General features: G+C 59.3%; 21 protein-coding genes and 2 pseudogenes. 9 read left to right on the top strand and 14 right to left on the bottom strand.

The features are described 5' to 3' along the window. The first annotated feature begins 491 nt into the window (after nucleotides 1-491). From AC3ISR_RS15965 to AC3ISR_RS15950, 4 genes are all read left to right on the top strand, one after another. On the top strand, nucleotides 492-2,486 hold the full coding sequence (locus AC3ISR_RS15965) for a ribonucleoside triphosphate reductase (RefSeq protein WP_463984973.1): 1,995 nt from the start codon (nucleotides 492-494) through the stop codon (nucleotides 2,484-2,486). 28 nt (nucleotides 2,487-2,514) lie between these two features. After that, entirely contained in the window at nucleotides 2,515-2,670 is a 156-nt protein-coding gene (nrdD, locus tag AC3ISR_RS15960) for an anaerobic ribonucleoside-triphosphate reductase (RefSeq protein ID WP_192300728.1), read from the top strand. After that, nucleotides 2,667-3,362 carry an anaerobic ribonucleoside-triphosphate reductase activating protein gene (locus AC3ISR_RS15955; protein ID WP_192300727.1) on the top strand — a complete coding sequence of 232 codons (696 nt, stop codon included), beginning with the start codon at nucleotides 2,667-2,669 and terminating at the stop codon, nucleotides 3,360-3,362. Before nrdD ends, AC3ISR_RS15955 begins: the two co-directional genes overlap by 4 nt. Before the next feature lie 70 nt (nucleotides 3,363-3,432). Further along, on the top strand, nucleotides 3,433-5,052 hold the full coding sequence (locus AC3ISR_RS15950; protein ID WP_226457777.1) for a methyl-accepting chemotaxis protein: 1,620 nt from the start codon (nucleotides 3,433-3,435) through the stop codon (nucleotides 5,050-5,052). A 59-nt stretch (nucleotides 5,053-5,111) separates the two neighbouring features. Here AC3ISR_RS15950 and AC3ISR_RS15945 read toward each other — a convergent pair whose 3' ends face one another. The 4 genes and pseudogenes from AC3ISR_RS15945 to AC3ISR_RS15930 form a co-directional block, all read right to left on the bottom strand. After that, nucleotides 5,112-6,458, bottom strand: a complete 1,347-nt coding sequence (locus tag AC3ISR_RS15945; protein ID WP_463984974.1) for a 4Fe-4S binding protein — start codon at nucleotides 6,456-6,458, stop codon at nucleotides 5,112-5,114. Then, nucleotides 6,455-7,294, bottom strand: a pseudogene (locus tag AC3ISR_RS15940) (FTR1 family iron permease). The gene AC3ISR_RS15945 and the pseudogene AC3ISR_RS15940 overlap by 4 nt, the downstream one beginning before the upstream one ends. Nucleotides 7,295-7,303: 9 nt before the next feature. Further along, nucleotides 7,304-7,627, bottom strand: coding sequence for a cupredoxin domain-containing protein (locus AC3ISR_RS15935; RefSeq protein WP_463984976.1), 324 nt, complete (start codon nucleotides 7,625-7,627; stop codon nucleotides 7,304-7,306). Continuing rightward, entirely contained in the window at nucleotides 7,627-8,157 is a 531-nt protein-coding gene (locus AC3ISR_RS15930) for an iron transporter (RefSeq protein ID WP_463984977.1), read from the bottom strand. Before AC3ISR_RS15930 ends, AC3ISR_RS15935 begins: the two co-directional genes overlap by 1 nt. A 179-nt stretch (nucleotides 8,158-8,336) precedes the next feature. Between AC3ISR_RS15930 and AC3ISR_RS15925 the strand changes: the two genes are divergently transcribed. Next, nucleotides 8,337-8,546: a DUF3079 domain-containing protein gene (locus tag AC3ISR_RS15925; protein ID WP_226457772.1), complete on the top strand. Its 210-nt coding sequence runs from the start codon at nucleotides 8,337-8,339 to the stop codon at nucleotides 8,544-8,546. A gap of 14 nt (nucleotides 8,547-8,560) precedes the next feature. Here the strand turns inward: AC3ISR_RS15925 and AC3ISR_RS15920 are convergent, their stop codons facing one another. Beyond that, nucleotides 8,561-9,037, bottom strand: a complete 477-nt coding sequence (locus AC3ISR_RS15920; protein ID WP_192300800.1) for a PA2171 family ribosome-binding persister protein — start codon at nucleotides 9,035-9,037, stop codon at nucleotides 8,561-8,563. A gap of 266 nt (nucleotides 9,038-9,303) precedes the next feature. On the opposite strand from AC3ISR_RS15920, the gene AC3ISR_RS15915 reads away from it, so the two are divergent. Further along, on the top strand, nucleotides 9,304-9,510 hold the full coding sequence (locus AC3ISR_RS15915) for a PLDc N-terminal domain-containing protein (protein ID WP_192300721.1): 207 nt from the start codon (nucleotides 9,304-9,306) through the stop codon (nucleotides 9,508-9,510). A gap of 51 nt (nucleotides 9,511-9,561) precedes the next feature. Here AC3ISR_RS15915 and AC3ISR_RS15910 read toward each other — a convergent pair whose 3' ends face one another. Next, the gene (locus tag AC3ISR_RS15910; RefSeq protein WP_192300720.1) at nucleotides 9,562-10,347 is read right to left on the bottom strand and encodes a DeoR/GlpR family DNA-binding transcription regulator; all 786 of its coding nucleotides are present in this window, start codon (nucleotides 10,345-10,347) and stop codon (nucleotides 9,562-9,564) included. Nucleotides 10,348-10,468: 121 nt separating this feature from the next. On the opposite strand from AC3ISR_RS15910, the gene AC3ISR_RS15905 reads away from it, so the two are divergent. Beyond that, nucleotides 10,469-11,644, top strand: coding sequence for an alpha-hydroxy acid oxidase (locus AC3ISR_RS15905; RefSeq protein WP_463984978.1), 1,176 nt, complete (start codon nucleotides 10,469-10,471; stop codon nucleotides 11,642-11,644). Nucleotides 11,645-11,821: 177 nt separating this feature from the next. Here AC3ISR_RS15905 and AC3ISR_RS15900 read toward each other — a convergent pair whose 3' ends face one another. Then, nucleotides 11,822-12,748, bottom strand: coding sequence for an alpha/beta hydrolase (locus AC3ISR_RS15900; RefSeq protein WP_463984979.1), 927 nt, complete (start codon nucleotides 12,746-12,748; stop codon nucleotides 11,822-11,824). Nucleotides 12,749-12,910: 162 nt separating this feature from the next. On the opposite strand from AC3ISR_RS15900, the gene AC3ISR_RS15895 reads away from it, so the two are divergent. After that, nucleotides 12,911-13,756, top strand: coding sequence for an SDR family NAD(P)-dependent oxidoreductase (locus AC3ISR_RS15895; protein WP_226457769.1), 846 nt, complete (start codon nucleotides 12,911-12,913; stop codon nucleotides 13,754-13,756). Here AC3ISR_RS15895 and AC3ISR_RS15890 read toward each other — a convergent pair. Continuing rightward, nucleotides 13,753-14,904, bottom strand: coding sequence for a GGDEF domain-containing protein (locus AC3ISR_RS15890; protein WP_463984984.1), 1,152 nt, complete (start codon nucleotides 14,902-14,904; stop codon nucleotides 13,753-13,755). The two genes, AC3ISR_RS15895 and AC3ISR_RS15890, sit on opposite strands and share 4 nt — an antisense overlap. Before the next feature lie 114 nt (nucleotides 14,905-15,018). On the opposite strand from AC3ISR_RS15890, the gene AC3ISR_RS15885 reads away from it, so the two are divergent. Next, nucleotides 15,019-15,606 carry an NUDIX domain-containing protein gene (locus AC3ISR_RS15885; RefSeq protein ID WP_192300717.1) on the top strand — a complete coding sequence of 196 codons (588 nt, stop codon included), beginning with the start codon at nucleotides 15,019-15,021 and terminating at the stop codon, nucleotides 15,604-15,606. 88 nt (nucleotides 15,607-15,694) lie between these two features. Here AC3ISR_RS15885 and AC3ISR_RS15880 read toward each other — a convergent pair whose 3' ends face one another. The 6 genes and pseudogenes from AC3ISR_RS15880 to AC3ISR_RS15855 form a co-directional block, all read right to left on the bottom strand. Then, nucleotides 15,695-16,018: a contact-dependent growth inhibition system immunity protein gene (locus AC3ISR_RS15880; protein ID WP_463984980.1), complete on the bottom strand. Its 324-nt coding sequence runs from the start codon at nucleotides 16,016-16,018 to the stop codon at nucleotides 15,695-15,697. Between the two features lie 343 nt (nucleotides 16,019-16,361). Beyond that, complete coding sequence (locus AC3ISR_RS15875; protein ID WP_463984981.1) at nucleotides 16,362-16,775, bottom strand: hypothetical protein; 414 nt, start codon at nucleotides 16,773-16,775, stop codon at nucleotides 16,362-16,364. Between the two features lie 138 nt (nucleotides 16,776-16,913). Beyond that, entirely contained in the window at nucleotides 16,914-17,300 is a 387-nt protein-coding gene (locus AC3ISR_RS15870; protein WP_463984982.1) for a hypothetical protein, read from the bottom strand. Next, nucleotides 17,297-18,022: pseudogene (locus tag AC3ISR_RS15865) on the bottom strand (RHS repeat-associated core domain-containing protein); the annotation flags it as partial. The pseudogene AC3ISR_RS15865 and the gene AC3ISR_RS15870, both read right to left, overlap by 4 nt. 435 nt (nucleotides 18,023-18,457) lie before the next feature. After that, nucleotides 18,458-18,892, bottom strand: a complete 435-nt coding sequence (locus AC3ISR_RS15860) for a hypothetical protein (RefSeq protein WP_192300710.1) — start codon at nucleotides 18,890-18,892, stop codon at nucleotides 18,458-18,460. After that, nucleotides 18,889-23,631 carry an RHS repeat-associated core domain-containing protein gene (locus AC3ISR_RS15855; RefSeq protein ID WP_489324849.1) on the bottom strand — a complete coding sequence of 1,581 codons (4,743 nt, stop codon included), beginning with the start codon at nucleotides 23,629-23,631 and terminating at the stop codon, nucleotides 18,889-18,891. Before AC3ISR_RS15855 ends, AC3ISR_RS15860 begins: the two co-directional genes overlap by 4 nt. Nucleotides 23,632-23,678: the final 47 nt, after the last annotated feature.

Below are 23,678 nucleotides of genomic sequence, written 5' to 3'. Positions count from 1 at the left end.
AAAAGCCAGAGCGCGGCGGCCTTAAAGCCGACCGGCGTGTGCGGGGTGAACGGGTTCAAAACTGTGGGAGCGGGCTTGCTCGCGAATGCAGTGGATCAGCCGATGAATGAGTGGACTGACACACCGCATTCGCGAGCAAGCCCGCTCCCACATTTGGATCTCCATGTATTCAGATGGAACTGCGGTTTGCTCTGGCTCTGGCTTTTGATCTTAGGCGGCCCCCCCAACTCCATGTTGGATTACGGGCATACCGAGCCTAAGCGAGGCGCCGAGTGTTGGGGCGAAGGCCTTTTGGTTACTTTGGGGCTTTTCCAAAAGTGACCCGCCGTAAGGGCGGAACCAATGGCCGCCGTTACCGAAGCAATGGTTATGGGCACGATCTGAAAAAACTTGACCCCGATCAATGGTCGCCCAAACCAACCTCCGTAACATCACTGCATATTGTGTCAAAAGAATCAAAACCATCTATATGTAGTGTCTGGAGCCTCCCAATGCAAACCGCTCTCACCCCGCTGGCCAGCACCCATCTCTACAAGCGCGACGGCACCCTGGCCCCCTTCGACGCCGAAAAAATCCGCCAAGCCCTGATCGCCGCCGGCAACGCCACCGCTGAGTACCAGGCCGCCGAAGTCGACGTGTTGCTGGGCGCGGTGCTGGCTCGGCTGCGGGGGATCGAACGGCTGGACGTGGAACAAATCCAGGACAGCGTCGAACGTGTATTGATGGACGCCGGTTACTTCCTGTCGATGCGCGCCTACATCGTCTACCGCGAGCAGCACGGCCGCTTGCGCCGCGATCGCAAGACTCTGGTGGAAGTCGCCACGTCGATGAACGAATACCTCGACCGTGAAGACTGGCGCGTGCAGGCGAATGCCAACCAGGGCTATTCCCTCGGTGGGCTGGTGCTGAATGTGGCGGGCAAGGTCACCGCCAATTACTGGCTGGATGAGGTCTACAGCGAGGCGATCGGCCGTGCGCATCGCGAGGCCGACCTGCATATCCATGACCTGGACATGCTCGCCGGTTATTGCGCTGGCTGGTCGCTGCGCTCGTTGTTGCATGAAGGCCTCAACGGCGTGCCGGGCCGGGTCGAGGCGGGGCCGCCGAAGCACTTGAGCAGCGCCCTGGGGCAGATGGTCAACTTCCTCGGCACCCTGCAAAACGAGTGGGCCGGGGCCCAGGCGTTCAGCTCGTTCGATACTTACCTGGCGCCCTATGTGCGCAAGGATCAGTTGAGCTACCCCGAAGTACGCCAGGCGTTGCAAGAGTTCATCTACAACCTCAACGTGCCGTCGCGCTGGGGCACCCAGACGCCATTTACCAACCTGACCTTCGACTGGGTGTGCCCTGAAGACCTGCGCGAGCAAGTTCCGGTGATCGGCGGTGAGGAAATGCCGTTCGCCTATGGGGACCTGCAAGCCGAAATGGAGTTGATCAACCGTGCCTACATCGAAGTGATGCAGGCCGGGGACGCCAAGGGCCGGGTGTTCACCTTCCCGATTCCGACCTACAACATCACCCACGATTTCCCCTGGGACAGCCCCAACGCCGACCGCCTGTTCGAGATGACGGCGCGCTACGGCTTGCCGTATTTCCAGAACTTCCTCAACTCCGACATGCAACCCAATCAGGTGCGCTCGATGTGCTGCCGCCTGCAACTGGATGTGCGCGAATTGCTCAAGCGCGGCGGCGGCCTGTTCGGTTCGGCGGAGCAGACCGGCAGCCTCGGCGTGGTGACGATCAACTGCGCGCGCCTGGGCTATCTGTTCAAGGGCAATACCTCGGGCTTGTTGCAACGCCTGGACAACCTGATGGAACTGGCGATGGAAAGCCTGGAGGTCAAGCGCAAGGTGATCCAGCACCATATGGACGCCGGGCTCTACCCGTACACCAAGCGTTACCTGGGCACGCTGCGCAATCACTTCTCGACCATCGGCCTCAACGGCATGCACGAGATGCTGCGCAATTTCAGCGACGACGAGCAGGGCATGCACACCGCCCAGGGCCGCGAATTCGCGCTCAAGCTGCTTGACCACGTGCGCGCCACCTTGCTGCGGTTCCAGGAAGAAACCGGCCACCTCTACAACCTCGAAGCGACCCCGGCGGAAGGCACCACCTACCGTTTCGCCAAGGAAGACCGCAAGCGCTTTCCGCAGATCCTGCAAGCGGGCAGCGCGGTCGCGCCGTACTACACCAACTCCTCTCAATTGCCGGTGGGCTTCACCCAGGACCCGTTCGAAGCCCTGGAGCTGCAAGACGAACTGCAATGCAAATACACCGGCGGCACCGTGTTGCACCTGTACATGGCCGAGCAGATTTCCTCGACCCAGGCCTGCAAGCAGTTGGTGCGCAAGGCGCTGGGGCGTTTCCGCCTGCCGTACCTGACGGTCACGCCGACGTTTTCGATCTGCCCGGTGCACGGCTACCTGGCGGGTGAACATGAGTTCTGCCCCAAGTGCGACGAGGTCCTGGCCGCGGCCCGATAAGCTTTTTTCAACCCCAAGGAGAGTCACTATGCAAGCAACCCAGCCACAACGTCAGCGCTGCGAAGTCTGGACCCGGGTGATGGGTTATCACCGACCAGTCTCGGCGTTCAACCCCGGCAAGCAATCCGAGCACCAGGAGCGTGTGCACTTTACCGAAACGGCCGCTGCGGCCGGGCGCCAATGAGTCGAGCGCTACGGGTCGGGGGCCTGGTGCCCCTGACCACCCTCGACTACCCCGGCATGCTCGCCTGCGTGCTGTTCTGCCAGGGCTGTGCCTGGCGTTGTCGTTACTGCCACAACCCGGACCTGATCCCGCCGCGCGCCAGCACGGAGATTGATTGGCGCCGGGTGTTGCTGTTTCTGCAGCGCCGCCAGGACCTGCTCGACGCGGTGGTATTCAGCGGCGGCGAACCGACCTTGCAGGAAGGCTTGCCGGCGGCCATGGATGAAGTGCGCGCGCTGGGTTTTCGCATTGGTTTGCACAGCGCGGGGATCAAGCCGGCAGGCTTTGCCAATGCATTGCGGCATGCCGATTGGGTCGGGTTTGACGTCAAGGCGCTGGCCGAGGATTGCCAGTCGGTGACCCAGGTCAAGGGCAGCGGCGCCGCCAATTGGCGCAGCCTCGACACCTTGCTCGCCAGTGGCGTGGATTACGAGTGCCGCACCACCGTGCATTGGCACTTGATCGATCCCGCACGCCTGCTGCTGCTGGCCCAGCGTTTGCAAGCCGCAGGTGTGCAGCGCTTTGCCGTGCAGATGGTACGGACCGCCAGCATGCTCGATACGCAGCTGCCGAGTTCGCCGCTGCAGGTGCGGTTACCGGAGTTGTGGGGGCGTATCCGCGAGTTGTTTCCCGCTTTTGTATTGCGAGGGTGACCAGCACCCTCAACCGGCTTTTTACAGATGCTGCCCATGGTGGGCAGGTGTTCATCAAGGAATGTTCAGAATGACGCAGTTAACCACGGCACAACGCATTGTCATCGGCTTCGCGATTGCGCCGCTGGCCCTGGTGGGCTTGGTGTTTTACGCCTTGCACGACCTGGCAACCCTCAAACAGCAGTCCGAGCAGATCGTGCAGCAGGACTGGCCGCGGATCGCACCGATCATGGTGATCGCCACGGGTGTGCGCGATAACGGGCGCAACACCCGCGACTTGCTGATCGACCAGGACAACCCGCAGGCCCAGGAGGCCATCGGCGCCACGCGCCAGCGCATCACCCAGGCGTTTGCCACCCTTGAACCGCTGCTCGACAGCGCCGAAGGCAAGGCTGCCTACGCCACCTTGAAAACCCATCGCGAGACTTACGTGGCCGCCTTCACCCAGGTGCAGGCGCTGATCAAGCAGGGCGCTCGCGAGCAGGGCCTGGCCCAGCTCAAGCAACAGGTGATGCCGGCTGAAGCGCAGGTATTCAAGAGCCTGGACGCGCTGATGGCGATGCAGGGGCGGTTGTTCGCCGAGCGCGAGCAGGCGGCGCAGACCCTGTATGACGAGGCGCGGCGCAACATGCTCGGCCTGTTCCTGCTGTGTCTGGCGCTGGTGGTCGCGGCGGCCGTGATCGTCACCCGCAGCGTTATTCGCCCATTGGGCGGCGAGCCGGATGAGGCGGCGCGGGTGTTGAGCCATATTGCCCAGGGCGACCTGACCATCGTCGTGCCGGTGGGCAATAGTGCCGAGGGCAGTGTGATGCGCAACCTGCACCAGATGCAGCAGAACCTTAACCAGATGGTGCGGCACATTGCAGCGTCGGTGGACGGCGTGGCCAGTTCCTCCGAAGAGTTGAGCGCGGTGAGCAGCCAGACCAGCAGCAGCTTGCAGTCCCAGGGCCAGGAGATCGAACAGGCGGCCACGGCGGTCAACGAGATGACGGCAGCGGTGGACGAAGTGGCGCGCAATGCGGTGAGCACCAGCGAGGCTTCGCGCCTGTCGGAGCAGACTGCCCAGCGTGGGCGGGCGCAGGTCCAGGAGACCGTGGCGTCGATCAACACCCTGGCCACCGGCGTGGTGGAAACCTCCGAGCGCATCCAGCAACTGGCCGGGCGTGTGCAAGACATCAGCGGCGTGCTTGAAGTGATCCGCAGCATTGCCGACCAGACCAACCTGCTGGCCCTCAACGCCGCCATCGAAGCCGCCCGCGCTGGCGATGCCGGACGTGGCTTTGCGGTGGTGGCCGATGAAGTACGCGCGCTGGCCCATCGCACCCAGGCCTCGACCCAGGAGATCGAGCAGATGATCGGCAACATCCGCGAAGACACCGAACATGCGGTGGCGGCGATGCACAGCAGCAGCGAACGGGTACAGGCGACGCTTGGCGTGGCACAACGCTCGGGCGAGGCGCTGGAGGAAATCACCCGGTCGATCTCGCAGATCAACGAGCGCAACCTGATGATCGCCAGTGCCACCGAGGAACAGGCGCTGGTGGCGCGGGAGGTGGATCGCAATCTGGTGGGTATTCGCAGCTTGTCGCAGCAGGTGCTGCAAGGGGCGTTGCACACCGAGACGGCAGGCCATGACCTGGCGGGGATGGCGAGTGCGCTGCACCAGACGGTGGCGCGCTTCAAGGTCTAGAGTGGGTTTGGAAAAGGTGGGAGGGGGCGTGCCTCCTCCCCGCATTGGGTTTGCCTAACTCAACTGGCCCAGCCCCAGAACTGCAGCCACCAGCCATAACCGATCAACCCGGTACTCATCAGCACACACAGCCACGCCCGCCCGCGAGGCAGGCCCTTGAGTTGTTGCCACGCCAACCACAGGCACCAGCCTATCGCCGCCAGCAATATCACCGCCCGCAATGGTTGCACCCATGCCAGCAGCCATCCTTCGTAGCGCAGCAATTTCACCGTGGTCGCCGACAATCCCAAAAACAATCCCGCACCACCCAAGGGCGTGAGGGTCAGGGCCAGGGGCCGAAACAGTGCGCGATCGCCCGCCAAATACGCGGCCAGGCGCAACAGCAGCCAGCCGCCGCCACCGAATAGCAGTGAACTGCCCGCCAGGTACAGCAGGATGCACAGACCATCCAGCCAACTGAAGCTGTCGTTGAGTTGCGGGTAGTGAGTGAGCAGCCACCAGGGTGCGTTGTCTTGCAGCGGCCATAGCCAGTCGCGGCTGATCAACCATTCGGCGAGGTGTTGCTTGAGGGCGATGAACCAGGGGCTGACGGTCCATTGGAAGGCGCCCATGGCCAGGCCGATCACGCCGAACAACAGCAGGCGTGCGTCCCAGGGGTTGGCCGGTTGGCGTGGGGCCTGGAGGATTTCCTGGTTGCACGAGCGGGCGATCAGTTGCACGGCGCCGCGTTGGCCGCTGCAACGCCCGCAAGCGTGGCAATCGCTGGCGCCTTGCAGGCGGCGAATGTCCAGGAGCGGCGCACAGTTGGGCAGTGGCAGGCGCGGTGCGGTGTTGGCTTTCCAGCGTTGTTCATCCACCGCGAAGTGCACCGGCGCCAGGCGCGCGAGCAGGGCGAACACGCCGCTGACCGGGCACAGGTAGCGGCACCACACGCGCTTGCCGCGCACGAACAGCAAGCCGACCACCACGGCGGCCAGGGTCGAGCCGCCGAGGATCAGCAGCGCGGCCTGGGCGTAGTCATACACGCTGATGAGTTGGCCGTAGACGGTGGTCAGGCAAAACCCCACGGTGGGCCAGCCGCCCCAGCGCAGCCAGCGCGGAATGCCGAGGCCGCGCCCGTGGGTGCTGGCCCATTCGCTCAGCGAACCTTCCGGGCACAGCACGCCGCACCACAGGCGCCCGAACAGCGCCATCGACAGCAACACGAACGGCCACCAGATCCCCCAGAACACGAACTGCGCGAGCAGCGTCAGGTTGCCCAGCGCACGCGCCTGGCTGTCCGGCAGTGGCAGCAGCGCCGGCACCACCAGCAGGGCGGCGTACACCAGCACCACAGCCCATTGCACGGCACGGATCAACCGTGCGTGACGGCGCATGCCATCGCCCAACTGTTGCAGGCGGCTCATGCTACGCGCCGCGCCCGGCGCAGGCCGCCGCCCACCAGCAGCCAGTAGCCGAGCAGCACCAATACGCTGACCAGGCTCGGCGCTGCGCGGTAGCCGGCGAAGTCGGCGAGCAAGGCGCCCAGGCCGTGGCTGTCACTGAGCAAGGCGCTGCTGTCCCAGCGGCTGTCGCCAAAGGCCGCATAGACCCAGTCGGGCATGTCCATGGCCAGCAGTTGCCCGCTGATACGGTCCACCGCTGCCACCAGCAAGGCACCGCCGAGCAGCAACAGCAACGCTTCGCTGAGGGCGAAAAATCCCGACCAGGAGATGAACCGTCGGCTGCCGCGCAACAGCAGCACCGTGAGCCCGGCCAGCACCAGGCCGAGCACGCCGCCGATGGCGAACAACCCCAGCGCCTCGTCGTGCAGGCGCGCACCGGCACCTTACAAAAACACCACGGTCTCACTGCCTTCGCGGCTGACCGCCAACAGCGCCAACAGCAGCACCCCCCAGCCGCCGTGACTGGCCAGGCGCTGGTCGGCTTCACTCACCAGGCGGTGTTTGAGGGTGGGCGCGTGGCGATGCATCCAGAACACCATCTGCACCATCAAGCCGCTGGCGATCAGTGTGAGCGCCGCTTGCAGCCATTCGCCCTCGGCACCGCTCATGGTTTCGCCAGCCCACAGCATCAACCCGGCCAAACCGGCGGAGCCGAGCAGCCCCAGCAGCACCCCGGCCCACAGGAAACGCGCCAGGCGCGAATGACCGGCCTGACGGCTGATCCAGGCTTGCAGGATGCCGATCACCAACAGCGCCTCGACGCTTTCGCGCCACACAATGAACATCGATTGATTCATCAACGGCTCCTAGTCGGCGCGGATGCTGCCTTCGGGCAGATGGGGATTGAACTCGTCGAAGAACGGATACACGCCGGGCTGGAGCGGGTGGATCACCACGAAGGTGGTCACGCCGGGCGACAACACCTTCTCCACCCGCAAGGGCGTGCTTTCAAATTCCGCCGGGCCCTGGCCGATATTCTTGAGCACGATCTTGAAGCGCTCGCCAGCCTTGACGGCCAGTTGTGGCGGGTTGAAGTGACCGTCCTGCAGGCTCAGTTCATACACCGGCAACGGCGCCGCCAACGCCGTGCCATTCAGCAGAACGCCGCCCAGCCACAGGGCAGGGCGCATCAATAGCCGCCTTTTTTGCCGATGCCGGCATAGACGAATTCGTAGTGCACTTCACAGCGTTCGAACCACGGGGCGACCCCGGTTTCCTTGTCGGTGTGCAGGCCCAGGGAGTGGTGGCCGGAGGGCGGCAGCACGGTGAAGGTGAGGGTGTATTTACCGGGGCCTTGCAGCTTGACGTTGTCGCCGTAGTGCGGCCCGTCGTTGGCGACCATGGCGTGGAAATCGCCGTTGATGGGTGTTTCGCTGCCGTGTTTTTTCAGGGTGAACGACAGGTTCAGATAGGGGACGAAACTGCCTTCCTGAAAGCCCTGGGCATTGTCCGCGGTGGCGCGCACATCCGCTTCCAGGTGCACATCGGAATCGGCCGTGGCGCGCATCATGCCGGCGGGTGCCATCTCGATCGGTTGCAGGTACACCGCGCCGATTTCAAGCCCTGGGCAGTGTTGCGGTTCGCCGATCGGGTATTCCTTGGCGAGTGCCGCCGAGGTGCTCAGCAGCAGGGCGATGGGCAGCAAAGAAGAGGTACGCATGGAGGCTTCCTGACGGGTGGGGAGAGGGAGCCCGAGTCTAGGAAGGTCTGGCGTGAATAATAATGATTCTTGTCAAGTTTCGAGGATATTTCATGATTGCCGGGCTTGATGCCGGTCAAGGCCAGGTGAGTGCCATCCAGGTACGTTGCAGGCATAGCCAGCCGCCAGGGAACCCGATCATGGCCAAGCCTTTCCCACTGCACCCCAAGCACCCCGAGCGTATCTGCTGGGGCTGTGACCGCTACTGCGCCGCGACCGACCTGGCCTGCGGCAACGGGGCCGATCGTACAATGCACCCGGCGGAGATGCTGGGTGATGACTGGTATGAACATGGCGACTGGGGCGTTGTGCCCGAGCCGCCAGTCACCGATGAGCCGTCAGCTGCCTGAGCAGGTTTGCGCGGTTAAGCCGCCATTGGCTTGCTGGACTGCAATTTCTTGTGCGCCGCTTTCATCGCTTCCATTTCGGCGCCCAGCTCTTCAAGGCGCGCCTTGCCCAGCAGCTTTTTCGCCTGCGGGAACATCTCGGTTTCTTCTTCCTCGATGTGGTGCTCCAACAGTTCCTTGACCACTTTGACGCGTCCGGAGAATTCTGTGGTTGAAGGTTCGGTCTGTTTAAGGTCGGGCAATACCAGGGAGTCGACGGTGCGGTGCTCTTCCTTGGCCTCGTGATACATGATGTCCTGTTCCTTGCCACCGGCTTTCCTGAAAGCCGGGTAGAGGATTTCTTCCTCAAGTTTGGTATGCAAACTGATTTCCGCCTCCAGCTTGGCCAACAGTTCAGTGCGTTTTTTTACCCCGCGTTCAGTGGACTCACTCAATTGAGTCAACAGGGCCTTTACGCGTTCGTGGTCGGCTTTGAGCAGATCAATGGCATTCATGGGTGATACCTCACAGGAGAACCAGGGCGTGTCGAAATGCACGCCTCGTCCCGTACTGGAGTGCATCAGTCGTACCAACCTGAGCGGTTTTAAAATAGTCAGGTAATTCAATTGGATACGGGTTCTGTGAAAGCCAGGCTGTCGTGCAGGTTGCATGGTTGACCGCGTGGCACGTTGCATTCCACAACCCCCGGTTTTTTGTGCAAAGTTTTATGAACCCTGGCGGCCGTTGCTTGACCTAACGCACACGACCTAGGAGGTGAAGCATGGAAATTCAATACATTTGGATCGGTTTGGCAGTGATCCTGCTGCTGTTGGAATTGTGGGCAATCAATATCGTTTTGCGCAGCACAGGGGGCTGGGAGTCGAAAGGATTATGGTTGGTGATTCTGATTTTTGTGCCGCTGTTTGGGCTGATCGCCTGGGCGATGTTCGGGCCGAAACGCGAGATGCCACAACAGGGTAAAAATTGAACCAGGACCGTATAGAAAACAGGCGCCATTGCGGCGCCTGTTTTCGTTGTGCTATTCGACTTCCACTCGCAGCACTTGCAACCCCAACTGTTCATACGCCTCCACACTCGGCACATGCCACTCGGTGATCAGTGTGTGAATACGGCTGCACGGCGCCACCACAAAGGGCTCCACCGCACCGAGCTTGTCGGCCATGGTCACCGCCACCACATGGGAGGCGCTATCGAGCAGGGCCTGTTTGACCGCCACTTCATCGAAATGCAGCGAGCTGATCCCGACCTGCGGGTGCAAGGCGCAGACGCCGGTAAACAGCACGTCAGCCTTGACGCTCTGAATCAGGCGCACGGCTTCCTGGCCGCTGGTGGACAAGGTCGCCGGGTTGAGCTGGCCACCCGCGAGGATCACGTTGACCTGCGGATGGTCCGCCAGCGCGATGGCGATCATCGGCGACGGGGTCACGACGGTCAGGCGGATCGAGCGTGGCAGTGACTGCGCAATCTGCAATGTGGTGGAACCGGAGTCGAACAGCACGATCTGGCCGTCTTCCACCTGTTCTGCGGCCAGTTGCGCGAGCCGGCGCTTGGCCTGATTGGTCTCGCCGACGCGGGTGAAAAAGTCCTTGCCGGTGTCCTTGGGCCGGGGCAGGGCGCCGCCGTGCACCCGTTGCAGCAAGCCGGCGGCGGCGAGTTCGCCGAGGTCACGGCGGATGGTGTCCTGGGACACGGCAAAGTGCTCTACCAATTCCGACGCGGTGACCTTGCCGTCGCGCTCCAGCAGTAACAGGATCTTCTGTTTGCGCAGGGAAGGCAGGTCGATGGCTTCATGGGTGTTGTGCATGTTTGTGCGCTTTTTTGCGGGTTTATGCGAGACTAGTCGCCCGCCGTTGCAAACGCAATGGCTGGTTGCATAGCCGATGGGCGGTTACTCTCTGTGCTCAGTTCAGGGAGAGGTCACTCAGATGTCGTTGATCACCACCATCGAAGATTTACGCAAGCTGGCGCAAAAACGGGTCCCAAGGATGTTCTACGATTACGCCGATTCCGGCTCCTGGACTGAAAGTACTTATCGCGCCAACGAAAGCGATTTTGCCCACATCAAATTCCGCCAACGGGTGGCGCGCAACATCGATGAACGTTCGATCCGCGCGACCATGATCGGCCAGGACATGGCAATGCCCGTTGCCTTGGCGCCGACCGGCCTGGCGGGCATGCAACATGCCGATGGCGAGATCCTCACGGCCCGTGCGGCCGCTGCATTTGGCCTGCGCTATACGTTGTCGACCATGAGCATCTGCTCCCTGGAAGACATCGCTGAACACGTCGGCCAGCCGTTCTGGTTCCAGCTGTACGTGATGCGTGACCGCAGTTTTATCGAGCAATTGATCGAACGCGCCAAGGCTGCCGGAGTGGACGCCCTGGTGTTGACCCTCGACCTGCAGATCCTCGGGCAGCGCCACAAGGATTTGATCAACGGCCTGTCGGCGCCGCCCAAGCTGACCCTGGCGAATATCCTCAACATGGCCACCAAGCCGCGTTGGGTGATGGGCATGCTCGGCACAAAACGCCGGGGCTTCGGCAATATCGTCGGGCATGTCAAAGGCGTGGCGGACATGAGTTCGTTGTCGTCGTGGACCGCCCAGCAATTCGACCCGCGCCTGAGCTGGGACGATGTGGATTGGATCAAGAAGTGCTGGGGCGGCAAGTTGATCATCAAGGGCATCCTTGATGTGGAAGACGCGCGGCTGGCGGCCAACGCCGGTGCGGACGCGCTGGTGGTGAGCAATCACGGTGGCCGCCAGCTGGATGGCGCGCCGTCGAGCATCAGCCAATTGCCGGCGATTGTCGACGCGGTGGGTGAGCGCATCGAAGTGTGGCTCGATGGTGGTATCCGTTCCGGCCAGGACGTGCTCAAGGCGATGGCGCTGGGCGCAAAAGGCACCATGATCGGTCGCCCGCATTTGTACGGTTTGGGGGCGTTGGGCGAGGCGGGCGTGACCAAGGCTCTTGAGATCATCGCCCGTGAACTGGACGTGTCGATGGCGCTGTGTGGCTATAACGATATACGCGATGTGAATCGCGAGATTTTGCTGCCGGGTACATTTCCCGAAAGCCTTTGCTCAGCAAAAAAATCGTAAAAAAGTAAAAAGAGTTGTCCACGAAAACCGTGGGTATCTCTGTGGATAACTTTGCAAGACCCCGGCGGGTATGGCGATTTAACCAAAGGTTAATATTTGATCAACTGCCGGCGCGGGCCAGTATGGCCAGGGTTGGCGCTTGACACGCAAGCGCGAACCCAGTGCCGAAAAGCCGTTTTATGAGTCGCCGTTGCGGCCTGTGGAGTGTGTCACCACCTGGGCTGGCATCTTCGCTTGCATCAATTTGTCCAACGCCTGGCCGTAACTGCGACCGGCCAGGCTCATGCTGTTGTTATGGCTGGCGCCGGGCACCAGCATCAGGCGCTTGGGTTCCTGGGCGGCCTTGAATAACTGCTCGCTGAAACGCGGCGGCACGTAGCGATCATCGAGGCCATGCACCACCAGCAGCGGCATGCGGATGTCGGCAATCTTGTCGATGGAATCGAATTTCTGCGACAGCAACCAACGCACCGGCAACGACGTGTTCGCCACCGCCGTGGCCACATCTGCCAACGAAGTGAACGTGGACTCGATCACCAGTCCCCGTACCGGCAACGGCAGCTGCTTGCCCAACTCCGCTGCCAGGTCGATCGCCACCGCGCCACCGAGGGAGTGCCCGTAGATCAGGCGTTTGCTCGGGTCGGGTTGCAGGGTCTGGAAACGTTCCCAGGCGATGCGCGCATCTTCGTACACCGTGGTTTCCGACGGCAGCTCGCCGTGGCTCTGGCCGAAACCGCGATAGTCGATGGCCAGCACCGAATAGCCCAGCGCGTGCAATTGCTCGATGCGAAACAACTGCCCGGTGAGGTTCCAGCGCACGCCGTGCAGGTAAAGGATGGCGGGGGCGTCCTTCTTGGCTGCCGGGTACCACCAGGCGTGGATGTTCTGTCCCGACTTGAAGCTGGCGGGCTTGAGCTCGAATTCCTGCACCGCCTTGGGCAAGCCGGTGTACCAACCGGCGGTACCCGGTTCGATGCGAAACACCAGCTCGCGCTCTTTGTGTTGCAGCACGCTGCAACCCACCGGCAGGCCGATGATCAACAACGCCATGCACAACAGGGAGAAGCGACGCAGGCGTGGGCGCGACAGAAAACGTGACGACATGAAGGTTCCAGGGCGAAGGTGAAGCAGGGGTTTTAACAGATGGCCTGGGTAGGCAGGAATTAATTCGACCGCCGCGCACGAGTATTTCTTGCAAAGTGTTACCGCGTTGAACAAAACGTGCAGAGATTGTTAGGGTGGGCCGCCGAACAGGAGAGCACACACATGGATTTCACAGGCAAAACCGCCATTGTCACCGGCGGCGCACGCGGGTTGGGACTCAATTACGCGCGGGCACTGGCCCTGGGCGGTGCACGGGTGGTGATCAGCGACATCGGTGCCGACAGCGCGGGCGAAGGCAGCGATGCGACGGTTGTCCAGGCTGCGGCGCAAGCCTTGCAGGCGCAAGGCCTTGCCGTTATCGGCCATGGCGGTGACCTGTCCACGAACGAGGGTTGCCGGCAGTTGGTTGCTTACACCCTCGAGGCCTTCGGCCAACTCGACATCCTGATTCACAACGCCGGCTGGGTGGGTTACCAGAACATCGCTGACCTCGACGCCGCGTTCCTGCAACGTGCCATGGACATCAACCTCTATGCCCCGCTGTGGTTGTGCAAGCACGCCTGGCCGCATCTGCTGCGTTCCCCCGCGCCACGCATCATCCTCACCACCTCCGACCGCGCGATGTACGCGCAGTATGAGCAAACCGGCCTGGTGGCCTACAGCGCCGGCAAGATGGCACAACTGGGGATCATGAACGCATTGAGTCATGAGGGCCTGGAGGGGGGCGTCAAAGTCAATGCGATCTCGCCGGTGGCCAAGACGCGCATGTGGGGGGTGACTGAAGAACCGGACGAACTCAAGCCGGAGTGGGTGACACCAGGGGTGTTGTTCCTCGCCTCCACGCAGTGTGCAGACACCGGCTACATCCTGCGCGCCAGTAACGGCCAGTTCACCGCCACGCGTTTTACGGAAAACCCCGGAGTGGACTACCCGCGCAACCTGGCCCGGATCAAGGCGGGCAGCGCTGAAGAAGTTGCCGCGGCCTGGCCGCGTATCAAACAGGCTTAGACGCTCGCCACCAACTGAACCCGGTTGCGGCCCTGGGCCTTGGCCCGGTACAGCGCCTGGTCGGCCTGGGACAGCAGGTGCGAGAGCGTATGACCGGCTTTGTCAGTGGTGGCAATACCGATGCTCACGCTGAGGAACCCCGGTGCCAGCAGGTCCAACTGCGCAAAGGCCTGACGGATGCGCTCAGCGACGTCGAACGCGATAGCGTCATCAGTGTCGGCCAGCAGGCAGGCGAACTCTTCACCGCCGATACGCGCGAACACGTCGCTCTTGCGCAACATGGCCTGAGACACCTGGGCGAATGCGATCAGCGCCCGGTCGCCCATGGGGTGGCCGAAGCTGTCGTTCAAGCGCTTGAAGTGGTCCAGATCACACAGTAACAGCGCCACGCTTTGCTGGCGCCGGTCGCTGTCCTCCAGCAGTTGTTCCCCCTTGAGCATAAACGCGCGGCGATTGCCGATACCGGTCAATGCGTCACTGAAGGCCGCCGCCTTGAAGCGCAGTTCGGCACGCTCCTTGACCATCGCCAGCGTGACGTAGGCAATGCCAATGGCGTACAGCATGGACTCGAACAACATGAACGAGAAAAACGGTACGCCTTCACCGCCCGAGGTTTGGCCACTTTTGATCGGCAGGCCGGTGTCGGCGAAGGCGCGGATGACATAGAACCCGGTGTGCCACAGGGTCAGCACCAATGCCGGTGCGTAGGCCACTTCCAGGGTGTCGCGCTTGCGCCATAACTCCAGTGCCGACAACACGCCGTAACTGGCGGCCAGCAGCGAATACAGCGTCACCCGCGCCGACAACGAGCCATAGAACTGCGGCACCAGACACATCAGCATCCACAGTCCACAACCGGCGAAGATCCCCGGCACATTGGGCTTGCGCTGCACAAACGCACGCATGGCCGTCCAGTTCATCGCCGCGCTGAGCAGTAACACTACATTGCCGATGATCAACGCGACAAAGTCCATGCCCGCGCCGCGCACCACAACCAACCCGGTGCCCAGTGCCGCCAGCAACAGCATGCTCCCCAGATAACCCAGGGTCGGCTCGCGGCCGCGGCTCCAGGCATGCGCGGTGAGCAGGCCCATCAGGCAAAACACGAACACGGCCACCATCAATAGCGTCGGAATGTGCAGCATCATTTGCTTGAACCCGGAGAAAATCCCTAAGGAGCGCGATTGTATCTGCATGCAACCGGCTTGACGCTGGCCTCGCCATCGCGACATGCTCGCGTTCCTTTGAGCAAAGGCCTGACCATGGACAACAGCCCCGTTCGCATCACCGCCGAAGAGACCCTTTCGAAAAACTGGTACCTGCTTAAAAAATACACCTTCGACCTGCGCCGCCGCGACGGCAGCTGGCAAACCCAGAACCGCGAGGTCTACGACCGCGGCAATGGCGCGACCATCCTGCTGTACAACCGCGAGCAACGCACGGTGCTGCTGACCCGCCAGTTCCGCATGCCCACCTTCGTCAATGATTACCACGGCTACCTGATCGAAGCCGCCGCCGGGTTACTGGACAACGCCAGCCCGGAAGAGCGTATTCGCCTGGAGGCGGAGGAAGAGACGGGGTATCGAGTCGGCCATGTAGAGAAGATCTATGCGGCGTTCATGAGCCCGGGGTCTGTGACGGAGCGGATTCACTTCTTTTTCGGTGAGTATCAACCGTCCGATCAAGTGGGGGCAGGCGGTGGATTGGAGGAGGAGGGCGAGGATATTGAGGTGCTGGAGTTGGGGTTTGAGCAGGCGCTGGGGATGGTGCAGAGTGGGGAGATTGTGGATGGGAAGACGATTATGTTGTTGCAGTGCTTGGAGTTGCGGATGTTGAAGGAGGGGTGGTGAAGCGGTGAGTTTTGGCTCCCACGGATTGTTTTGTTTAAGTAGTTCAATCGGTGGGAGTTGGTTTGTTCTCGAGGAAGGAATTCCTACTTTATTCTTGACGAATATTTTTGTGTTTTAAATATTCGTTGAAGATCTCGATTATGTGCTCAAGCCATAACCTCCCTGACTTCCACTGAGATGCATAGTGGTAGTAGCAGTACTGCTCATGCAGCAGGTTTTTTTGAAGGTCTAATTCATTTGCATGTGAATTTATCAGCTCTAAAATTTCTCCTTTTACGGTAATGATTGTTTCCCTAGGTGAGTCGTGCAGGAATGCGTTAACCACTTCGTCGGCCGAGGAGTGTTCCTCTGTCCAGTCTTGGTTGAAGTACGCCCCCAGAAATTGCTGGAGTTCTGTCAGTGGCTTATTCATTGAACTATTGGGTATCCGGTCAGTAGTAGAAAACTTAGCAAAGGGCGGAAGTCAGCACCTTCAACTCACTGGTGTTGAGCTTTTTTCTCAATGGATAAGTTTTCTAAGGCTGCATCAGTTTCTGTTTCTAAATATCTCATTGAGGAACACCCACTCGGGACCGGCTAACGGGTAATGGTAGTGAGCGAGCTTGCTCGCGCTGGGCTGCGAAGCAGCCCCAACAAGGACAGTCCGGACCGGATTGAATAAACGCGTTGCCTGGGTGGGGGCCGCTGCGCGGCCCGGCGCGAGTAAGCTCGCTCACTACAAACGATGTAGTGTCAGGGGGGGGCGTGTTTATCATTTAGTTAAATTTTTCATAGTCTTGTGCGCCTAACGAAGCCAACCATTTTTTAAAGAATTCAGCTTGTTCTTGAGGATCATTCGTAAGGTTCTCTTCTTCGTAGTCAAATAAGTGAACAATGTTTTCGTTGGTTGCTTGTTTGCCTAAAGTCATTTCATATGCGACCAACCCTGCGCTCATTTGGGATGCCATTCTGGATGGTTTGACATTTATTTTTGCGCCCTTGCATAGAAAGGTTATATTCGGAAACTCTGCTCTAATATTAGCTAGGCAGTCGTAGATGTCTTTGCCTGTGTAGGTTTTTTTAAAATTATCAGCTTCTGAAAATGTCATTGTAAGGTTTGCAGTGTCGTATTTTACGGTGACTTCTGTTTTTTCGTTGTTGATTATTGAGCTTATTTTCTGTGTGTCCATTTTATCCCCTGTTTTGGCTTGGAATTGAATAGCCTTGATTCATGGCGTCGGGTATCCGGTGGTCGAGTTGGAAACCAAATTATGGCGCGCTGCACGAGCAAGCGCGCTCACAGTAATTGATGATTGGTGATTAAGTAGTCACTCCTGTAGCGATTCAGCCCACCGCTGACAGAAGTTATGTTGTTCTTGTATGTCGTTAGTGAGATCTTTTTCCTCGTAATTGAAAATATGTACAAGCTCACCATCGGGCTGTCCCATGGTCAGTTCGTAAGCAACCAAGCCATTTGACATCTGCGAGGACATTCCTGACGTATGGACGTTGATTTTTGCGCCTTTGCATAAAAATTTTATATTTTTCAGGTCAGCTCTTAATAAACCGAAACTATCGTACAGGTCGAGAGCTGAATAGGCTTTTCTTACTCCATTCGCAAGCAGTAGAGTAAGGGTCGGTTTTCCACCCTCATATTCGATCACTGCATTTTCACGGATGCCGTTGTTGATGATGGTTATCTCACGTGATTTCATGGGTACTCCCTATTCGGGTTCAATATTGTGTATCCCTTATAGGTGACGTCTTCATTGACTGGAGATGCACCTAAAATGTCTTTGGGTGCGATACGGCCAGGGATGGCAATTTCTAATTCTTTTTTGTGCTTCGATTTTACGCCCAGCTCTTTGTTTACGTCCCTTCCCGGGATTTTTTTAAGCGTGTAAAGAAAACCCTCCTCGAACCCAAACCCTGTAGCAAATACTAACGCTTGTTTCCTCGAAGTGGAGGTTGGAACAAAGTATCTGGGAGGGCTGGCCTTGTTTAAGGCGTGTAAGTAAAGATCTGTGCTCGTTCCTCTGCTCTCAAATCTTTTTTCAAATATTTCATCTGGCTCTCTTGAGTCTCCGCGGTACAGATAACTCTTCGATTTCTGGGTCGCTGGAACTGGTGGGGACTGCTCATTAACTTTTGCTTGCTTGGTTGGGGTCTGTATTTTTGATTGTGGCTTGCAATCATCCCCACCCGGACACGTGCTCAAACCTAACGCATCCACCCACCCCGTAGGATTGGGCACATACCGATACCCATTAATCCCACCCGCCAACTTCACCGGGTCCGGCGTCAGATAACGCCCAATATCCGGATTGTAGTAGCGATGCCGGTTGTAGTGCAGCCCGCTTTCCGCGTCGAAATATTAGCCTTGAAAATGCAGCGGGTTGTCGATTATTTCCACATCTAGACGGGTGATTTCGCCGTAGATCTGTGGGAGAGGCCTACTGGGAGCGGCTGTAATGTTCAAATATTTGTTGGATACAGGAGTGCTCTGGTTGTCCTTATCTCAACAAATCCTGTTTTTCTAGGGGGCGCCTCGTCAAGCTCAATGAGTTCTATGTGGTAGTGCTCTCCATGATGTCTTGGCGCATAGGGGCCTTTATCTCCTGGATGGCTTTCAAACCTTATTCGAGTGAGCGAACTTGCTCGCGCTGTGCGCAGCAGCCCCAACAAGCACGACTCGGACCTGATTGAAAAACGCGTTGCCTGGGGTGGGGGCCGCTGCGCGACCCAGCGCGAGCAAGCTCGCTCACTACAGGTTTGGTGGTGTTACCAGGTTGATGGGTCTTCTTGGCTGGTTTTTGGCAGGTCTTCTCGCCATCGCTTCAATAGCGAGTTTGTAAACTGAGAAGGGTTGTAGTTAGTTTTTTTCGTTGACACTCTGTTCTGGAGGGTCAACTCTATCGGCACCTATCGAAGTTATCCATTTTTTATAGAATTTATCCTGCTCGTTTGGATCATTCGTGAGGTTGTCAACCTCATAGTCGAATATATTAACTAAGTCTTTTCGCGTTGTGCGTTTTCCTAGGGTTAATTCGTATGCGACCATTCCACCACTCATTTGTGAGGCCATGCTCGACGGTTTAACGTTTATTTTTGCTCCTTTGCATAGGAATTGTATGTGAGGGAAGTCGGCCCTGACTTTTGCCAGGCAAATGTATATATCTGCCGCTTCGTAAATCTTGGAGAAGTTATCTGCTTCAGAAAATTTCAGCTTCCCATGACCAGAGTCATATTTGAAGGTTACGTATGTTTCCATTCCGTTTATTATGGCTTTGACTTTTTGTGTTTTCATTTTGTGCTCCTATTTGGGTTCGGAATCGAATAGCCCACGTAGCTGCCGTCACGCTTAATGGGGGTTGCACCCAAGATGTCCTTTGTGTCGATTTTGCTTTGTATAGCAATCTCTGCTTCCGCGTCAAAAGGCGCGAGTTTTCCTAGCTCTTTATTTACGTCTCTTCCGGGAATTTTTTTCAGTGCGTAGAGAAACCCCTTTTGAGTTCCGTATCTAGTCGCAAAATCGATTCCGATCATTTTAGATGGAGACGTGCTTATGAAGTTGCTTGGGGGGTTGTTGCTATCCAAGGCGTGTAAATACAAGTCATTGCTATCGCCCTTGCTCTTGAACCCATATTGAAAAACATGTTCAGGTTGTTTGTCGTCTCCACGATATAGATATTCGGTGCTATTTGTAGGTTGTCCAGGCTCCCCCTTGTTTACTGTTGATGCTTCCGTGGGGGCTACTGCTTCAGCTTTGGGTTTACATCCATCGCCGCCCGGACACTTACTCAACCCTAACGGATCCACCCACCCCGTAGGATTGGGCACATACCGATACCCATTAATCCCACCCGCCAGCTTCACCGGGTCCGGCGTCAGATAACGCCCAATATCCGGATTGTAGTAGCGATGCCGGTTGTAGTGCAGCCCGCTTTCCGCGTCGAAATATTGGCCCTGGAAACGCAGCGGATTATCGATTATTCCCACATCGAGACGGGCTATTTCCCCGTAGGCACGGTAGTGCGCAGACCAGACGATTTCGCCGTCGGCGCTTGTCAGTTCTTGGGGTGTTCCAAGGTGGTCCAGTTGGTAGTGGTAAGGCTTGGTTTTTGTAGGACCGAAACCTTCCAGCAGGGCCAGCGGGCGAAAACTGTCCGGTTCGTAGAGGTAGCTGCGATGCCGCTCCGCATGGTGTTCGGCGATCAGTTTGTCGCCTTGCCAGAAGAACTCCGTTGTCACGCCTTCAACGGTTTTGCTGATGCGTCGGCCAAACGGGTCGTAGCGGTAGCTGGCGCTTTTCCCGTTGGCGGTGGTGACGCTGATTAATCGATGCTGACAGTCGTAGCGATACTCGGTGACAAGCTGCTGACCCTTGCCGCGACGCTCACGGATCAAATTGCCAAACGGGTCATAGTCGTAGTGCCGGTCCCCCTGGATCATCAACCGATTGCCCGCCACCACGTCCGGGCCGGTGCGGTTTTGCATGAGCAGGTTGCCGGCCGGGTCGTGTACGAAACGTTCCTGGTGGTCCTGGGAATGGTCGGCGCGGGTGAGGCGATTGAGTGGGTCGTAGCTGTAGTGGTGTTCGCCTTTGCGGGTGTCGAGAACGCGGTTCAGGTTGCCGGATTTGTCGTAGTCGTACTGCCGCCGGTAGAGGTGGTTCTGCTGTTGGGTGACGGTGTGGGCATGTAGCCGTTGCTGGTCGTCGTAGTGGTAGTGACTTAGCAGTTGGCCTTGCTGGCGTTGACGTTCCTGGCCGGATTTGAACAGGTGTGAGGTGAGCGTTTGCCCATTCAACTCGACGGTTGAAAGGTGTCCCCCCTTGGCACGGTTGAACACCACCCGGTTGTTGTCCGGCAGGCGCAGGTGGTGCAAGTGGCCGCAGGCATCGTAGGCATAGCGCAAGGTGCCCCAGCCTTGGTGTTCGGCAGTGAGTCGGTTTTGTGCGTCGTACTCGTAGGCCAGCGCCCAGTGCCCGTCGTCGACGCTAAGCAGGTTGCCTTGGGGGTCGTAGGCGTAATCCACTACACCGCCGTCGGGCAGGGTTTTTCGTACGAGGCGCCCGGCGAAGTCGCGCTCGTAACGGGTGATCAGCTGACTGCCGTCATCGCCGTGTTCGGTCTTTTCTTGCAGGTTGCCGTTGAGGTCGTAGGCATATGTCGTGCGCTGGCCGTCAAAGCCGATTTCCTGCTGGATCAGGCCGTTGGGGTAGTACTGCAACCCATAGGTTTCACCGGCTTCGTTTTCGATCGCGGTCAGCAGCAACCGGGTGTTGTCGTAGCGGTAGTTGACCTGGCTGCCATCGGCGTTGATCCGCCGGCTGATCAGGTGCAGGCCATCCGCATATTCATAGCGGGTGATGTGCCCCAGTTCATCGCACTCGGCGGTGACTTTTCCGTAGGCGTTGTAGCTGTATTCGCGGGTGGCGCCGTTCGGCAGTACCACGCGAATCATCCGACCCACGCTGTCCCACTGATACCCGGTCAGCGCGCCATGTTCATCCTCGCGGGAGACCAGGCGGCCTACGTCGTCATAGCGATAGCGCTTGATGCCGCCGTTTGGCAGTTGTTCTTCAACCCGCTGTCCGCGCTCGTTCCACACCAGCCGATGGCAACTGTTATCGGGATACCAAACCCCCGTCAGTTGCCCATGTTTGTTGTAGCTGTAGTCCGTGACATGGCCGTCAGGATCAGTCCGGCGGGTGACATCGCCCTGATCGTTACGCTCGTACTTCCAAACCGCGTCGCCACGCCGGACTACCCGTACGAAGCCGTTGTCATGCTCGTAGGAAGTCGGTTGATCATCCCCGGGAAACACCGCGACCAGGCGTCCGGCGTCGTCATATTGATAGGCGGTCACCGCGCCGAGCGGGTCCTGCTCGACTGTCAGGCGGCCCTTGTCGTCGTAGGATTTGTAGTGCGTTGCGCCCTCCGGATCGACCCGCTGCACCAGCCGTGCACGCCCGTCGTGGACGTAAACCTCCTGGCTGCCATCGGCGTTGAACAGCGTGACGCGGCCGTCGTCGTCCCAGGCATAGCGCGTGTCCATCTGGGAAAAGCTCGCCCAATGCCGGACACAGCGCGCCGCCTTGCCGGAACGTTCCCACGCCCAGAAGAAACTCGCCCCACCGGCCAGGCCACGTTCAAGAATGACGTGGTTGTCGTCGTAGCGATAAACCTCGCTTTCGCCTACGGCGTTGGTTGCCGAAACCAACCGGCCGATGTCGTCATAGGTGTAGGAGACAACGCTGTACTCTGTCACCCAAACGTAGGGGCCAGCCCCCTCGGCGCGCTGAATCTGGTAGTCCACCGCAACAATGCGGTGCGAGGCGTAGCGCAAAAGCAGCGAACGGCCGACACCGTTGTCCAGCCGCTCGATGCGCCCCAGCACATCCCGGCAAATGCGCAGCCGGTTGTCATACGCATCGCTGATGGCTGTCAGCAAACCGTCTTGAAAGTGGTAGAAACGTGAGGCCTGGGCCAGTACCCATTCACCGGGCAAATCACCCAAATAAATGGCCGCTTCGGCCAGGCTATTGGTGATCGCGGGCCGAGAGGCCGTCGGCAAGGGCAACAGCGTCGAGCGGTTTTCATGATCGGTCCACACCACCGAATCACCGGAAACCACCAGCCGGTGGGCCAGCGCATGACTCCAGCCAAACCCCAGCCCGCAGTCCATTTCCACGGCACTGGTGCGATACAGCCGCGTCCACTCGAACGACAACACCCCGTCCAGCACACCGTCGGTGAGGGTCAGCAACTCCTCCCCGGTGACCATTGACACCGGGCAGCCATGGGTCGCGGTTTTATCCGCAGCCGCAGCGGCATCGCCGTTGGGGTTCTTGCCCGCAGCGGGCACATCATCGACAGGTTCCTGCCGCACCAACGTCGTGTGCTGCCTGGACTTGCTCCGCACCGCCGTCACCGGGTTGGAAACCAGCTCGGTCCCGGCCTTCAACTGCGCACTCGGCACCCCCGAAATCGGCGTCGCCGGACTGCCCAACAACACCGGTTTGGCTGCTTCGACATGCTCCGCCAGCCGAGACTTACCGAACTGCCCAGCCACATGCTCCAACCAACTGCGCGCCCGCTGGGACTTGATACCGCCCAGCACCTTCGCGCTCATGCGCACCACCACGCCCATCCCGCCAGTCGCAAGGCACAGCACCAGATTGATCAATACTTCGGCGCCGATCTCCCCCAGCAGCTCGTTCATATACGGCGGGGGCAGCAGGCGCATCCAACTGACCAGCGCCGACAGATAAACAAACAGCAGCGGCTCGTCGCTCAACACCAGCAAACCCTTGGCGATGGCGTCGGTGCCGGCTTTCAGCAGCTGTTCGAACTGGAGGTCGGTCAGGTAATGCAACAGTTGTTCGGCGTGGGCCAGCGGGTCTGCCAGCCACTGGAACAGTTGCTTGAGGGTGTCCCAGAGTGAATACAGTGCCTCGCCAAACCCGCGTGCATAGGCCTCGTGCAGCGATAGGTAGCGCTGCAGGAAGTTGGCTTCGGAGTAGTCCTTCCACAGCGGTTTGAAGGTGGTCTTCCATTCGCTGCGCAGCCAGTCTTCCAGCGGCGCGATCACTGCCTGATACGAGGCGTACAGCGCCTTGAAATGTGCCGTGGAGAGGTTGGGATAGAAGCTGACCTTGTAGCGCTGGTTGCGCTCACACTCGGTGATTTCGAGGATGCCGCTGGGGCCGATGGTCTTGTGAATCGGCTCGCCCAGTGGGCCGCCATTGGGATCAACGCGTTGCAGCATCACCGGCGTGTTGCCGATGGGCACGAATCGCGCAGTCTGGAACATGTGCACCAGGGTCAACGTGCCATTGGCCGGGCAGGTTGCGGTGGTGCTGCTGGGGAGATTGGAGCGGCTGGCGGGTTCGACGAGTGCCACCTCGTTGCCGACTTTAAATACCTGTTCAACCTCCAACGCCGAAACACTGAAGGCGCTTTGCGTCCAGGCGTCATAGGTATTGAGGCAGCGGTTGAAATCGCTGATAACCGCGTCGACGTCCCGCGATTTGGCATCCATGGCCGCCAGCACCAGGTAGCCAATCGCCTGGCTGGTAGCGGAAATCA

It is taken from the genome of Pseudomonas sp. GL_117, assembly GCF_057835125.1.
The sequence above is the reverse complement of the archived record's forward strand: the minus strand, read 5'-3'. Positions and strand labels throughout refer to the sequence as shown.

What these genes read in the sequence shown, in the direction of transcription:
- AC3ISR_RS15965 (WP_463984973.1), top strand. Translation starts at nt 492, where the DNA reads ATGCAAACCGCTCTCACCCCGCTGGCCAGCACCCATCTCTACAAGCGC.
- nrdD (WP_192300728.1), top strand. Translation starts at nt 2,515, where the DNA reads ATGCAAGCAACCCAGCCACAACGTCAGCGCTGCGAAGTCTGGACCCGG.
- AC3ISR_RS15955 (WP_192300727.1), top strand. Translation starts at nt 2,667, where the DNA reads ATGAGTCGAGCGCTACGGGTCGGGGGCCTGGTGCCCCTGACCACCCTC.
- AC3ISR_RS15950 (WP_226457777.1), top strand. Translation starts at nt 3,433, where the DNA reads ATGACGCAGTTAACCACGGCACAACGCATTGTCATCGGCTTCGCGATT.
- AC3ISR_RS15945 (WP_463984974.1), bottom strand. Translation starts at nt 6,458, where the DNA reads ATGAGCCGCCTGCAACAGTTGGGCGATGGCATGCGCCGTCACGCACGG.
- AC3ISR_RS15935 (WP_463984976.1), bottom strand. Translation starts at nt 7,627, where the DNA reads ATGCGCCCTGCCCTGTGGCTGGGCGGCGTTCTGCTGAATGGCACGGCG.
- AC3ISR_RS15930 (WP_463984977.1), bottom strand. Translation starts at nt 8,157, where the DNA reads ATGCGTACCTCTTCTTTGCTGCCCATCGCCCTGCTGCTGAGCACCTCG.
- AC3ISR_RS15925 (WP_226457772.1), top strand. Translation starts at nt 8,337, where the DNA reads ATGGCCAAGCCTTTCCCACTGCACCCCAAGCACCCCGAGCGTATCTGC.
- AC3ISR_RS15920 (WP_192300800.1), bottom strand. Translation starts at nt 9,037, where the DNA reads ATGAATGCCATTGATCTGCTCAAAGCCGACCACGAACGCGTAAAGGCC.
- AC3ISR_RS15915 (WP_192300721.1), top strand. Translation starts at nt 9,304, where the DNA reads ATGGAAATTCAATACATTTGGATCGGTTTGGCAGTGATCCTGCTGCTG.
- AC3ISR_RS15910 (WP_192300720.1), bottom strand. Translation starts at nt 10,347, where the DNA reads ATGCACAACACCCATGAAGCCATCGACCTGCCTTCCCTGCGCAAACAG.
- AC3ISR_RS15905 (WP_463984978.1), top strand. Translation starts at nt 10,469, where the DNA reads ATGTCGTTGATCACCACCATCGAAGATTTACGCAAGCTGGCGCAAAAA.
- AC3ISR_RS15900 (WP_463984979.1), bottom strand. Translation starts at nt 12,748, where the DNA reads ATGTCGTCACGTTTTCTGTCGCGCCCACGCCTGCGTCGCTTCTCCCTG.
- AC3ISR_RS15895 (WP_226457769.1), top strand. Translation starts at nt 12,911, where the DNA reads ATGGATTTCACAGGCAAAACCGCCATTGTCACCGGCGGCGCACGCGGG.
- AC3ISR_RS15890 (WP_463984984.1), bottom strand. Translation starts at nt 14,904, where the DNA reads ATGATGCTGCACATTCCGACGCTATTGATGGTGGCCGTGTTCGTGTTT.
- AC3ISR_RS15885 (WP_192300717.1), top strand. Translation starts at nt 15,019, where the DNA reads ATGGACAACAGCCCCGTTCGCATCACCGCCGAAGAGACCCTTTCGAAA.
- AC3ISR_RS15880 (WP_463984980.1), bottom strand. Translation starts at nt 16,018, where the DNA reads ATGAATAAGCCACTGACAGAACTCCAGCAATTTCTGGGGGCGTACTTC.
- AC3ISR_RS15875 (WP_463984981.1), bottom strand. Translation starts at nt 16,775, where the DNA reads ATGGACACACAGAAAATAAGCTCAATAATCAACAACGAAAAAACAGAA.
- AC3ISR_RS15870 (WP_463984982.1), bottom strand. Translation starts at nt 17,300, where the DNA reads ATGAAATCACGTGAGATAACCATCATCAACAACGGCATCCGTGAAAAT.
- AC3ISR_RS15860 (WP_192300710.1), bottom strand. Translation starts at nt 18,892, where the DNA reads ATGAAAACACAAAAAGTCAAAGCCATAATAAACGGAATGGAAACATAC.
- AC3ISR_RS15855 (WP_489324849.1), bottom strand. Translation starts at nt 23,631, where the DNA reads ATGGATGCCAAATCGCGGGACGTCGACGCGGTTATCAGCGATTTCAAC.